We start from the raw sequence: 12,882 nt of genomic DNA on the forward strand, positions 1-12,882 counted from the left end.
CCCGCAATAAATAGAAATTCAATTCTTGATTTTGTTTGGCGTAAAACCATAATATTACTGGCATTTACAAGCTTATGTGTCGTGATTTATAAATTTCGATATTAATCATTATGAAGGCGAATTTTAAACTTATATCATTGACAATTATTAATCTTAAAATTCGTAAAAATGAAAAAAAGAAATTTAAAAAATCTGTCACTTAACAAGAGCTTTATTTCTAACTTAGAATCAATAAATGGCGGATTAATTGCAGGAAGTGGAGTAGATTGTGTTACACAAGTTGGTTCTTGTCAAACAACATCATGTGTGTGTACTAACAATCAACATTGTTTAACATGGACTTGTCCAACCAAATAAAAAAGGCTACATAATAAGAAGATAATAGATATCTGTAAAGTGTACAAATCCAGAGGTTTCTCTGGATTTTTTTTATTCTAGAAGAATCTGATTCATTAAGAATTGTTGTTCTCTAAAGTATCAACTAAAAAGAGTAAAGATAATTCCTTTCAAAAATCTTACATATAAAGTAAATATTTAGTTGTTTTATTGAATAATCACTATTTAAAGTAGGAAAAATATAGTTATAACGTACTAATAGTAATGTTTTTATATAGGAAAAAAGGTATATTATTTAATAGCTTTGATTGGATTATTTGTTTAAAAGTAGTATTAATGGCAACTTTTTGGTAGAATCAAAATAGTTTATTTTATGAGATTTACTTGTATGATTTGTTTAATTCTTATGATGATTACTGCTTGTAAAACTAAAAATATTCCATATTCAGAAAAAATGAAAACTGACTTAAAGGTCATGTATAAAAAAGATCAGGACATTCAAAATCTGATTATTAATACAAGCAACGAAAAAGTTGATAAGTCAGAGTTAGAGAGGAAAAAGTATGCCATTTTCAAGACAAACTGTAGTACACTGAAAAATTATTTTGAAGAGTATGGCTATCCGACAATTAATCACAATGGAAAAAAAATATCACATACTTTTTGGTTATTAGTTCAACACTGCGATCACGATATTGATTTTCAAAAATCAGTTTTGAAAGCAATGAAAAGTGAGCTAAAAAACAATAATGTTGCTAAAGTTGATTATGCATATTTATATGATAGAGTTCAAATCAACAATGGAAAAAAGCAATTATACGGAACTCAAGTAGGGTATGACGAAAACTACAATCCGTATATCAAAGAACTTATAAACCCTTCTACGGTAAATAAGAGACGAAAAGCTATGGGACTTAATACTATTGAAGAATATATAGAGGAAATTAGGAAAATACAGACAATGAATTCAAAGTCGTAGACAGAAAGTTTGCATGTCTTAAAATAAAAGCAAACATAACCACAAAATTTTAAGAACATGAAAAAATTAAAATCAATCAGCGAATTTTCGAAGAATGCTAAAATGAAAAAGTTAAACTTTAGCGAGATGATCTACGGTGGTAGAGCTGGAGGGTACACATTAACAGGATGTAAGTCTTCAGGAGGAAACTTACATGACTGTAGTGATACAGATCCAGGAGACACAACAACTCCTGCTGAACCAGCTTCAGATACTCCAGTATCTTAATCACTATAATATATAATACGAGTAAGGCTGCTAATTCAGCAGCCTTACTTATTTAATAAAAACAACATATGATATTGATTGTATCACATGATTCTATTGATGAACCTACCAATGATGTTATAGACTGGTTACAGCTGAACAACGCTAATTTTCAACGTATTAATGGAGATGATTTCTATTACGATAAAGAATTCAACATAAATTATGATGAAGCATATATAGAAACAAAAGAGTTAAAAGTTAAGAGTGACCATGTAAATGTGATTTGGTATCGTAGATGGATCAATCGTTCAGTAAATTCTATTAGAAAGCAATTTGATCGAAATAATTTGGACGAAGAAGAACGTTATTTTCTAGGTGCATACAATGCTTATCTTATGAATGAGGTAAATGGCTTGCCCAGAGGTGTATTTAATTTATTCAGAGATAAAAAATGGATTCCAGATTACGGTTTAGCAAGAGGAGGACTTAATAAATTAGAAACCTTGCAACTTGCTAAAAGTCAAGGGATTTTAGTACCTAAACTCATTATAACAACTTCTAAAAAAGAGGTGACAGCTTTTTATAAGAAAGAAGGTAACTTAATCACAAAAAGCATCATAGATGCTGATTTGTTGTCGTTGCGAGAAGAAAAATTGGATTTACTCACCAAAGTAATTTCTGAAAAAGAAATAGAAGAGTTGCCAGCTACTTTTTTTCCAACTCTATTTCAAAAAAAAATAGAGAAAGCTTTTGAGTTGCGAACTTTTTTTATTGAAGAAGAGTACTATTCAATGGCAATTTTTTCTCAAAATGATGACTCTACTAGTGTTGATTTTAGAAATTACAATTCAAGAAAACCCAATAGATATGTACCGTTTCAATTACCAAAATCAGAAGAGGACAAACTAAGAAAAATGATGAAAGTTTTAGGGTTAACAACAGGATCAATAGATATATTAGTTGAAAAAGGAACTCAAAAATTTTACTTTTTAGAAGTAAATCCGGTGGGACAACTTGGAATGGTTTCCGATAATTGTAACTATTGTTTGGAAAAGATAATTGCTGAAAAACTAATTCATCATGACTAAAAAACAGAAAACAATACCAGAGTTAGCAGAAATTGCTGAAAAACATCTTGGAGTATCATTGCCTTTTTACTTAAAAAAGACAAAAGATATTAACAAACAAATTTCAATTTTTAGATACGACACTTCTACCTTTTATAAATCAAACTTTGTTGTTAGTAAACCATTTTACAAAATGATTCATATGCCTTTTAACAATGAATACTATGAAAATAATCCAGATGAATAAGAAATTTTATGTTTTTGCATCATGTATGATTGTCAAAGGAGCAGCGCAAAGTATAATATACGATTTGCAAAGAAAATCATATGAATATATTCCTAATGTATTGCATGATATTTTGATTGAATACAATGGGAAAACAATCCAGCATATTGTAGACGATTATGGAGAAGAAAACAAAGAAGTAATTGTAGAATATTTTGAGTATCTCTTACAGCACGAGTTTATCTTTTTTAGTGATTTTGGCACTGAAAGTTTTCCAAAAATGGATTTAACATGGTATTCTCCGTTTCAAATATCTACACTTATCATAGATGTTTCAGAAAAAACATTTTCTTTACTAGAAAAAATATACAACGAAGTAGAAGCATTGGGCTGTGGAGCTATTAGTTTTCGTTTTTTAGAGGTTAAAAATTACTCCTTGTATTTTGAAAAGACCATGCAAATTTTTGCAAAATCTCGCTGCCGTTCTTTTGAACTTTTTATTCCTTTTGACTCTACTAAAAATGTAGAGTACTTCAACAAACTGACCATACAAAACAATCGTATTTATAGTATTCATGTATATGATGCACATGAAAGAAAAGTTGAGATTTTAGATGAAATCAAAACACCATTGTTCTATCATACAGAAACTTTAGTCGCAAATAGTCCACATGTATCAAACATGAGTAACTTTCTTGTAAATAAAGACATGTTTATGGAATCTCAACATCATAATACTTTTTTCAACAGGAAAATTTATATAAATCAAGAAGCAGAAATTAAAAACGCTCCTAATTGTGAGGAAGTTTTTGGAAATGCAAACCAGGATGCTCTAGAAAGCATTTTGAAAGAAGCCGAATTTCAAAAATATTGGAATGTTAAAAAAGACATCATTCTTGTTTGTAAAGATTGTGAATATAGATATATGTGTACAAGTGATAAAAAACCTCTTAAAAAGGAAAATGGGCTATGGGAATTAGAAGAAAAATGTGCTTATAACCCTTATGAAGCTGAATGGGCGTAACCTTTTTTTAATCTCTACGTTAGAATAAATGTACCATCATTAACATTTTCTAAATAACGATAAACTTCGAGAAATTAGACATATATTAAGTGGTATCTAATTGATAAAAGCGATCCTAAGATCGCTTTTATGATAAATGAATTAATTCCAAGTACGACAAATATGTCTGCCATCTTCAGTAAGCCATTTTATAGGTTCACAGTCTGCACTATATGGATCAATTGGAACACAATTATACGAAGTAGGAGGCAATCCTCCTTTGACTTGAAAATTTGAAATAGACTTCTTGTTTAACTTTAATGTGTTAAGCTTCTTTTTTTTCATGATATAAAATTTTAATTACTTAATAATACTAAGTAACAACAGCAAAATAAGGAAACCAAACAAAGCAACTGACGGTTTATAAAGTATCACTTAAAGTGTGCTAGCTGAAAGTGTAGAGTTTAATTATTCGATTATGACTGAATTACTTTTAGAGTTAGCTACATTTATTTTAGCCCAAAAGGCGTTTTCTTTAGACTTTTGGCAGAGATAAAACAAAATCATTGGGAATACTAAAAATCTAAACTCGTAACAAAACGCAATCCTAATCGTCGTAATAATTTAAAAACACAATTAGAAATTAAAAAGCTTTGAGAAGAAAATAGTTGTGATAATCTTTCCAGATTAAAATAACAATAAATATAAACGCTGAAAGAAATAATTATTTAATAATTGTAGATTTTAGCAATTTATAAATTGCCAAAGCTAGTAATATTGAACTTACAACTATTGTAGCATCGCTAGCAGTTTCATTTTTAAGTATTGAAGATATCGGAATCAAAGCAACTATAATTAGAGCTATAATAAATGATCCTAAACCAAGGAAAATTTTTTTAATCATAAATCAAATATAGAATATATAACTAATGCCAAATCTATAAAAATAAAAAATCCTAACAGTATTGCTAGGATTCTATTTTTAAAAAAAAATCTTCGTACCCCAAAGGTTTCTAAAATCGAACTTTTTGGTAGAGGATTTGAAGTCTATTGATTGGTTTGTTAGTTTCAACATGTGCCTCCATTGTTTTCATAAAAACCAATTGCATGACTAATCTCTTCATCTAATGGAAACCTAGAAGACTTGGGTATAAGTAATTTTTTTTCTTTCAATATAATGGATATCTCTTATATTTTGACTTATACTTACCACTATTACAGCACTACTGAACATTACTTTCCATTCCTTTTTGTCAGATACCGTTTTTTATTGCAGAAATCCGATTTTAAAATTTGTCAAGCCAAAAATTGCTAGCATATTCCTACAATTATTTTTCCTATATTACAGAATAGAACCAATTTAACTTAAAGCAAGAATCATGAAAAAAATTAAATTTTTACTATGTTTTGGGATATTGATTATATCACAAACTGCTTGTAACACAACAACAGATGATGTTGTAACTGAAGATTTAATCAATCCTAAAATAAATGAAGGGACTGATTACGATTTTACGATTGCTCTTGGTGAAGTAGAGCATGTTGGAGGCGGAAGACATGTTCGTCCAGGAACTCAATTACGTCTCGACACCTATCTAACAAATTTAGGGACTGACGCTTCTCCTGGCCGAACACCGACTAGTACTGGCTATCTTGTTGCTTGGTATTTGTCTACAGATACAGTCATCACAACAGATGATATACGCATAGGATCCTTTTCTGGGAATAGTCTTAATCCCAGAGAAACGTGGCGTTTTTGGAGCGATGTATTAATTCCTGAAAATATAGAAGGTGGATGGTATTATTGGGGAGCCATCATCGATTACACAAATCTTGTAGATGAAACCAATGAATCAAATAACACCGCATCAGGAGACAGGGTAATCATCAATTAAAGTTTTGAACCAAACAAAAAAATCCCAACATCTCTGTTGGGATTTTACTTTTAGAAGAAGTTTTTTAGTACCGAAGATGGGACTCGAACCCACACGCTCTAATGAACACATGGCCCTCAACCATGCCTGTCTACCAATTCCAGCACTTCGGTATATTTTTTGTAAAAATAAAAAAAGTTAAGCAAATGCTTAACTCTTTAGTGACCTGGCTGGGGCTCGAACCCAGGACCCTCTCCTTAAAAGGGAGATGCTCTACCAACTGAGCTACCAGGTCAAAAGACCTTTTTGTCTGTTTAGTGACCTGGCTGGGGCTCGAACCCAGGACCCTCTCCTTAAAAGGGAGATGCTCTACCAACTGAGCTACCAGGTCATTCAAATAAGAAACGATTATTAGTTCCTTGAATGCGGGTGCAAATATAACATCATAATTTTATTTTTCAAGCCTTTTTTAATATAAATTTGTCTTTTTTTTTATGATTTTTGTAAGCCCTTAGAAATAAATAATTTATAAATGAAAGAAACGACGATTATACTTTTAGGATATATGGCCAGTGGAAAAAGTGCTGTTTCTAAATTATTAGGAAAGGAAATAGCTCTGCCAGTAATTGATCTAGATGACTATATTGAAGAAAGTGAAAAAAAATCTATTTCTGAGATTTTTGCGGAAAAAGGAGAGATTTACTTCAGAAAGAAAGAACATGAATATTTACAAGAGATTCTGCAAAAAAACAAACCTTGTGTAGTGTCATTAGGAGGAGGAACACCTTGCTATGCTAATAATATGGAATTGATTGAGCAATACACTACGCAAACTTTCTATTTACAAACTTCCATTGCAGAAATTATAAAACGTGTAAAAGATGAGAAAGAAAAACGTCCATTGATTAAAGATATAGAAACTAAGGATTTGCCAGAATTTATTGGTAAGCACTTATTTGAACGAGCTAACTTTTACCAAAAATCAACCTATAGTATTATAACTGATGGAAAAACAATAAGAGAGATTGTGGTAGAAATACAAAAAAAGTTAAATTAAATAAGCTTTATCATTTCCATCTTCAAAAACGACATCTATATGCTCTTGAATGGAGGTAGAGAGAGAAATCCCTTTAAAATCAGCTTTTACAGGATATTTTTTATGATTTCGATTTACTAATACAGCAGTTTTAAAATTTTTCAAAGGAACTTCTAAAAAGTGTTTTACACCATAAATAAGCGTAGTTCCAGAATTCAATACATCATCTATCAATACAAGCGGTTTATTAATAAACTCAGTAATATCAAGTGAAGTCGAAATTGGGGTTAGAGGATTTAATTTGTCAATAGATACTTTGCAAAGAGTAATAACGGCTGGTGTGATTTTTTCTAATTCTTTTTTGATTTTTTCAGCAAATACAAAACCATTGGATGCAATTCCTGCTAGAATAATTTCATTTTCGTTAACATTCGATTCTAGTATTTGATAAGCGATGCGACGAGTTTTATGCTGAATTTGTTGATGATCTAATATGATATTTCCTGTTACGGTCATGACAAAAAAATTAAAGTCTAAAATTAAGCATTACTTTCATCACGGTCAAAATTATCCTCTAAATATTCATCAATTTCACGACGATCTTTTTTAGTAGGTCTTCCTGTTCCTTGCTTTCTATAATGATCTTTTGCATGTTTCAATAAGTCTAAATGATCATAATTTTCTTTTGGAGTAGTATCAACTCTATAAATATCTACCAATTTTGCACCGACACGATTTGGGGGTATATCTAGTACGGTTAATAACCTATTTACTTGGTCTTTTCGAACTTCTATTTTATCGGTTGGATACACTTCTCGTGAAGGTTTCACCGCAGCACCATTTACACGAACATGCCCTTTTTTACATGCAGTTGTAGCTAAGCTTCGGGTTTTAAAATATCGCACACACCAAAGGTATTTATCTATCCTCATACAAAATCTCTAAAAACTACGTTAAAGAATACACAAAAGTAGGATAAAATTGTATCTTGCAGCCCAAAATTTAATGACAATGATGAAATTTGCAAAAATTACATTGATAGCTATGATGGCATTTGTAGCTGTTTTTTCTTGTAAAAGTGATGATGATATCGCCAGATTTGCTGAATTGAGAGATCGTGGAGAACAACAGGTCGAAGATGACGCAGCTCTTGTAGAGTTTTTAAGTACTCATTTTTACAATTACGATGAATTTGATGCTACAAATCCAGAAAGTGCAGCAAATGATACTTTTACGATGACCTTTGGTAAAATTGAAGGTGTAAATGCTGATAAAACACCACTCATTGACCAAGTAGAAGTGCGCACGACCACATATTTTGATGTAGAATACAAATATTATGTACTTAAGTTGCGTGAAGGTGGTGGAAAAACGTACACTAGTTTTGATCAAGTAAATTTAACATATAGAGGACAAACATTAGATTTAGGAACTTTTGATTTAAGAATTACGGAACAATCAATACCATTAATCAGTGCAACTCAAAGTACAGTGCGAGGTTTTCAATTAGGGCTTCCTGAATTTAAAACAGCCGAGGACATCATTGAAGGTTCTAATGGGTTCTTGCAAGCTCGAAATGGAGGAATAGGAGCTATTTTTATTCCATCTGGATTAGGGTATTTTAGTGTTCCTCAACCTAATATTCCTGAATATTCTCCATTAATTTTTTCATTTAATGTATTTAGTGCCGATTTTCTTGATACTGATGTAGATGGTTTGTTATCATCTATGGAAGATTTAGATGGAGATAATGATGTGTTAAATGATGACTCTGATGGTGATGGAATTCCTAATTTTAGAGATTCTGATGATGATGGAGATGGAACAATTACAGTAAATGAAGTTGTGCAAAAAACGTACGTTGTAAATCCAGGGGATACTGAACCTGTATTGGCTTCAAATGAATTAGAAAAAACAAGAGATACAGATGACGATGGAGTAACTACTATTAGAACAGTAGTATTAACAGATACTGATGGAGACGGAATTCCTGATTACCTTGATGTAAACTAGTAAATTTTAAAGAATTAGATATAAAAAAAGCACTTCCATCGAAGTGCTTTTTTTATATCTAATATTGTGATTACTTTTTAAAGGCGAACAGATAAACTAAAAATAATTTGACTAGGACGCGAATCTAATGTACCTATGCGTACATTATTTGAGTTTAAAATCTCAGCTTCATTTTCTGTAAAACCTCTTTCATAACGAACATCCAATCCGATATTACCAAATTTTACAGCAGCTCCAAAATTAAAACCTACAGTGATTTCATTTTCAACGTCCGAAATCGTTACATTTTCCAAATCATTATCGAGTATATATTGAAAAGAAGGTCCTCCAAAAATACTCAATGGGCCAACTACATTCAGTCCTACTAAAACAGGGACATCGATTTTAGACATATCATAATCACTTGACCCATATTCACTTTTAGTTTTTGTGTATACAATTTCTGGGCGCAAGTATAACCTGCTAAAATTAATATCGTAGTAGGCTCCAAAATGGTAGCCAATTTTCTCGTCTCCACTGTCTTCTACAATATTTTGTCCAGCATTAGCTACGTCTTCAAAACGTAACTCTCCATTTGAATTGTAATTTAATCCTGCTTTTACTCCAAATTGTGCAAATGCAGTTGCTGAAGCAAGCAGAAATACGAAACATAATAGGTTGTTTTTCATAATAATACTGTTTAATGTTATACAGTTAAAAACGCCAGATTTTGTATTCTATTATTTTCTGCTAATCACTTTTTTAGCCGATTTAACAATCGAAGCAGCATTTAAACCATATTTCTCCATTAATTGAGCTGGCGTGCCAGATTCTCCAAAAGTATCATTGGTAGCAACAAATTCTTGTGGAGTAGGTTGGTGTAACGTTAATGTTCTTGCAACGCTTTCTCCTAAACCTCCTAAATAATTGTGCTCTTCTGCTGTTACAATACATCCTGTTTTTGCTACAGAATTCAAAATTGCTTCTTCATCCAATGGTTTGATTGTGTGAATATTGATTACTTCCGCAGAAACTCCTTCAGCTTCTAATGTTTCTGCTGCTTGTAAAGCCTCCCAAACTAAATGTCCGGTTGCTACAATAGTAACATCAGATCCTTCTGTTAATTGAACTGCTTTTCCAATTTCAAACTTCTGATTTTCAGGAGTGAAATTTGCTACTTTCGGTCTTCCAAAACGAAGATATACAGGTCCATGATGTTCTGCAATGGCCAAAGTGGCTGCTTTTGTTTGATTGTAATCACAAGTATTAATTACAGTCATACCTGGCAACATTTTCATTAAGCCGATATCTTCTAAAATTTGATGTGTAGCTCCATCTTCTCCTAAAGTAATTCCTGCATGCGAAGCACAGATTTTTACATTTTTATCAGAATAGGCTACAGATTGACGAATTTGGTCGTACACACGTCCTGTAGAAAAATTGGCAAATGTGCCGGTAAATGGAATTTTTCCTCCAATGGTTAATCCAGCGGCAATTCCAATCATGTTAGCTTCTGCAATTCCTATTTGAAAAAAACGCTCTGGGTGATTTTTCTTAAACTCGTCCATCTTTAGCGAACCTGTCAAATCTGCACAAAGTGCCACCACATTTGGATTTGTTTTCCCAAGTTCTGTCAATCCATCTCCAAAACCTGATCGTGTATCTTTACTTCCTGTGTTTGTATATTTTTTCATCGTATAAGCCCGGGAAATCGGGTATCTTTTTTTTGTTTATTTGACTTAAATTAAAACTCTAATCACTTAATTAGTAATCGCCTAACGTTTCAGGATTTTGCGCAAGGGCACTTTCTAATTGCTCGTCATTAGGTGCTTTTCCATGCCAAGCATGTGTGTGCATCATAAAATCTACACCATTCCCCATTTCAGTATGCAATAATACACAAACAGGTTTTCCGTTACCTGTTCTTGATTTTGCTTCTGCTAAACCATTTTTAATTGCTTGAATATCATTTCCTTCTTTGATTTCTAACACGTCCCAACCAAAAGCTTTAAATTTTTCAGTCAATGAGCCTAATGGTAAAACATCGTCTGTTGCGCCATCAATCTGTTTTTGATTATAGTCAATTGTAGCAATATAATTATCTACTTTATTTCCTGCAGCATACATCGCAGCTTCCCAAATTTGACCTTCTTGTAATTCACCATCACCATGAAGAGAATAAATAAGATGCTCATCACCGTTTAGCTTCTTAGTTAATGCAGCACCAATAGCAACTGACATTCCTTGCCCTAATGAACCTGAGGCAATACGAATTCCTGGCAAACCTTCATGTGTAGTTGGGTGACCTTGTAAGCGAGAATCTAACAAGCGAAAAGTATTTAATTCTTCCACAGGGAAGTATCCTTTTCGAGCTAAAACACTATAAATTACTGGAGAAATATGACCATTTGACAAAAAGAAAAGATCTTCACCTTCTCCATTCATATCAAAACCATCATTAAGTTTCATTACATCATTGTATAATGTAACTAAAAATTCAGCACAACCTAAAGAACCTCCAGGGTGTCCAGAATTTACTTTGTGTACCATTCTCAAGATATCTCTACGTACTTGAGTAACCAAATTTTCTAACGATTTGTTATCTGACATTGTGTATATGTTAGTAGTTTTTTTAAAGCCTCAAAAATAAGCGATAAAATACCGTATACAAAAGAAGTTTGCAGGCTTTTATTAACGAAATAGTGTGAATAAGGTAAAAAGACTGTTTTTGTTTATAATAAATTGATAATGAATGTGTAATGATTTCCTGAATTTGAAAAATTAATTCGTAAAATAGAGGAATATATAGGGAAACTCTAATTTTAATATTTGATTAGTAAAATCATCAACCAAACTTGGTTATATTTGCCAACTGATTATGCCATAGTTTTTTGTTATCATCATTAGTTTTTTGGCTTTTGCCAGAAGAAAACCATTCTCAATAAACGGTAATTGGCACAAGTGAAGCTACAATGAAATTTGATTTAAAAGGAAAAGATCCGCTAAGCAAAGCAAGAGCAGGAACAATTACAACTGACCACGGAACCATTGAAACGCCTATTTTTATGCCTGTGGGAACTGTTGGAACTGTAAAAGGAGTTCACCAACGCGAGTTAAAAGAAGATATCAATCCAGATATTATTTTAGGGAATACATATCATTTATACTTACGTCCACAAACTGAAATTTTAGAAAAAGCAGGTGGATTGCATAAATTCATCAATTGGGATCGCAATATTTTAACCGACTCTGGCGGGTATCAGGTCTATTCACTTTCTGCAAACAGAAAGATTAAAGAGGAAGGCGTAAAGTTTAAATCGCACATTGACGGATCATACCACTTTTTTACTCCAGAAAATGTAATGGAAATTCAGCGAACAATCGGAGCAGATATTATCATGGCGTTTGATGAATGTACACCATACCCATGTGATTATCACTATGCAAAGCGTTCAATGCATATGACGCATCGTTGGCTAGATCGTTGTTTAGCACATTTAGAAAAAGTTCCTTACAAATATGATTATAGCCAGGCATTTTTCCCAATAGTGCAAGGAAGTACTTATAAGGATTTGCGAAAACAATCGGCAGAATTCATTGCTTCTCGTGAAGCAGAAGGAAATGCAATCGGAGGATTATCTGTGGGAGAACCAGCAGAAGAAATGTATGCTATGACCGATGTGGTGTGTGAAATTTTACCAGAAGACAAGCCACGATATTTAATGGGTGTAGGGACACCTATCAATATTCTAGAAAATATCGCTTTGGGTGTAGACATGTTTGATTGTGTAATGCCAACACGTAATGCGCGTAACGGAATGCTATTTACAGCACATGGAACTATCAATATTAAGAATAAAAAGTGGGAAGATGATTTTTCGCCGATTGATGAAATGGGGATAACTTATGTTGATACAGAATATTCAAAAGCGTATTTACGACATTTATTTACGGTAAATGAATTGCTCGGCAAGCAAATAGCAACTATTCATAACCTAGGATTTTATCTATGGTTGGTTAGAGAAGCGAGAAAACATATCTTAGCGGGAGATTTTGATACATGGAAGAATCAAATGGTAAAACAAATGGACAAACGTTTGTAATACAAGACAATAAACAA

The 12,882-nt window shown here is 32.2% G+C and carries 16 protein-coding genes and 3 tRNA genes; 10 read left to right on the forward strand and 9 right to left on the reverse strand.

Annotated elements, in window-relative coordinates:
* Nucleotides 1-168: 168 nt before the first annotated feature.
* From AA088_RS18280 to gwsS, 6 genes are all read left to right on the forward strand, one after another.
* Complete coding sequence (locus AA088_RS18280) at nt 169-357, forward strand: hypothetical protein (RefSeq protein WP_157547116.1); 189 nt, start codon at nt 169-171, stop codon at nt 355-357.
* Nucleotides 358-790: 433 nt separating this feature from the next.
* Nucleotides 791-1,315, forward strand: coding sequence for a DUF6624 domain-containing protein (locus AA088_RS17620; RefSeq protein ID WP_162199678.1), 525 nt, complete (start codon nt 791-793; stop codon nt 1,313-1,315).
* 57 nt (nt 1,316-1,372) lie between these two features.
* The gene (locus tag AA088_RS08545; protein WP_046744527.1) at nt 1,373-1,582 is read left to right on the forward strand and encodes a hypothetical protein; all 210 of its coding nucleotides are present in this window, start codon (nt 1,373-1,375) and stop codon (nt 1,580-1,582) included.
* A 68-nt stretch (nt 1,583-1,650) separates the two neighbouring features.
* Nucleotides 1,651-2,652: a grasp-with-spasm system ATP-grasp peptide maturase gene (gene gwsG / locus AA088_RS17625; protein ID WP_052752830.1), complete on the forward strand. Its 1,002-nt coding sequence runs from the start codon at nt 1,651-1,653 to the stop codon at nt 2,650-2,652.
* Nucleotides 2,645-2,878 (forward strand): hypothetical protein, encoded by a 234-nt coding sequence (locus tag AA088_RS08555; RefSeq protein ID WP_046744528.1) that lies wholly within the window; start codon nt 2,645-2,647, stop codon nt 2,876-2,878. The genes gwsG and AA088_RS08555 overlap by 8 nt, the downstream gene beginning before the upstream one ends.
* Nucleotides 2,871-3,881, forward strand: coding sequence for a grasp-with-spasm system SPASM domain peptide maturase (gene gwsS, locus AA088_RS08560; RefSeq protein ID WP_046744529.1), 1,011 nt, complete (start codon nt 2,871-2,873; stop codon nt 3,879-3,881). The genes AA088_RS08555 and gwsS overlap by 8 nt, the downstream gene beginning before the upstream one ends.
* Nucleotides 3,882-4,022: 141 nt before the next feature.
* Here gwsS and AA088_RS08565 read toward each other — a convergent pair whose 3' ends face one another.
* Complete coding sequence (locus AA088_RS08565) at nt 4,023-4,205, reverse strand: hypothetical protein (RefSeq protein WP_046744530.1); 183 nt, start codon at nt 4,203-4,205, stop codon at nt 4,023-4,025.
* 1,034 nt (nt 4,206-5,239) lie between these two features.
* Here AA088_RS08565 and AA088_RS08575 point away from each other — a divergent pair.
* Nucleotides 5,240-5,755: a CARDB domain-containing protein gene (locus tag AA088_RS08575; protein ID WP_046744532.1), complete on the forward strand. Its 516-nt coding sequence runs from the start codon at nt 5,240-5,242 to the stop codon at nt 5,753-5,755.
* 68 nt (nt 5,756-5,823) lie between these two features.
* Here the strand turns inward: AA088_RS08575 and AA088_RS08580 are convergent.
* The 3 genes from AA088_RS08580 to AA088_RS08590 form a co-directional block, all read right to left on the reverse strand.
* A tRNA-Leu gene (locus AA088_RS08580) sits at nt 5,824-5,907 on the reverse strand.
* Between the two features lie 49 nt (nt 5,908-5,956).
* Nucleotides 5,957-6,029, reverse strand: a tRNA-Lys gene (locus AA088_RS08585).
* A gap of 23 nt (nt 6,030-6,052) precedes the next feature.
* A tRNA-Lys gene (locus AA088_RS08590) sits at nt 6,053-6,125 on the reverse strand.
* A gap of 141 nt (nt 6,126-6,266) precedes the next feature.
* On the opposite strand from AA088_RS08590, the gene AA088_RS08595 reads away from it, so the two are divergent.
* Entirely contained in the window at nt 6,267-6,791 is a 525-nt protein-coding gene (locus tag AA088_RS08595) for a shikimate kinase (RefSeq protein WP_046744533.1), read from the forward strand.
* On the opposite strand, the gene AA088_RS08600 is transcribed toward AA088_RS08595, so the two are convergent.
* A complete protein-coding gene (locus AA088_RS08600) occupies nt 6,783-7,286 on the reverse strand; it encodes a phosphoribosyltransferase family protein (RefSeq protein ID WP_046744534.1) in 504 nt (167 codons plus the stop codon). The genes AA088_RS08595 and AA088_RS08600 overlap by 9 nt on opposite strands.
* A 23-nt stretch (nt 7,287-7,309) precedes the next feature.
* Nucleotides 7,310-7,702 carry an RNA-binding S4 domain-containing protein gene (locus AA088_RS08605; RefSeq protein WP_046744535.1) on the reverse strand — a complete coding sequence of 131 codons (393 nt, stop codon included), beginning with the start codon at nt 7,700-7,702 and terminating at the stop codon, nt 7,310-7,312.
* A gap of 79 nt (nt 7,703-7,781) precedes the next feature.
* Between AA088_RS08605 and AA088_RS08610 the strand changes: the two genes are divergently transcribed.
* The gene (locus AA088_RS08610; RefSeq protein ID WP_157547118.1) at nt 7,782-8,783 is read left to right on the forward strand and encodes an FKBP-type peptidyl-prolyl cis-trans isomerase; all 1,002 of its coding nucleotides are present in this window, start codon (nt 7,782-7,784) and stop codon (nt 8,781-8,783) included.
* A 77-nt stretch (nt 8,784-8,860) separates the two neighbouring features.
* Here the strand turns inward: AA088_RS08610 and AA088_RS08615 are convergent, their stop codons facing one another.
* The 3 genes from AA088_RS08615 to AA088_RS08625 form a co-directional block, all read right to left on the reverse strand.
* Nucleotides 8,861-9,451, reverse strand: coding sequence for an outer membrane beta-barrel protein (locus AA088_RS08615; protein WP_046744537.1), 591 nt, complete (start codon nt 9,449-9,451; stop codon nt 8,861-8,863).
* Between the two features lie 51 nt (nt 9,452-9,502).
* A complete protein-coding gene (locus AA088_RS08620) occupies nt 9,503-10,456 on the reverse strand; it encodes a transketolase family protein (protein WP_046744538.1) in 954 nt (317 codons plus the stop codon).
* Nucleotides 10,457-10,526: 70 nt separating this feature from the next.
* The gene (locus AA088_RS08625) at nt 10,527-11,372 is read right to left on the reverse strand and encodes a transketolase (protein WP_046744539.1); all 846 of its coding nucleotides are present in this window, start codon (nt 11,370-11,372) and stop codon (nt 10,527-10,529) included.
* 362 nt (nt 11,373-11,734) lie between these two features.
* On the opposite strand from AA088_RS08625, the gene tgt reads away from it, so the two are divergent.
* Entirely contained in the window at nt 11,735-12,865 is a 1,131-nt protein-coding gene (tgt, locus tag AA088_RS08630) for a tRNA guanosine(34) transglycosylase Tgt (protein ID WP_046744540.1), read from the forward strand.
* Nucleotides 12,866-12,882: the final 17 nt, after the last annotated feature.

Source organism: Kordia zhangzhouensis (assembly GCF_001005305.1).
Lineage (GTDB): Bacteria > Bacteroidota > Bacteroidia > Flavobacteriales > Flavobacteriaceae > Kordia > Kordia zhangzhouensis.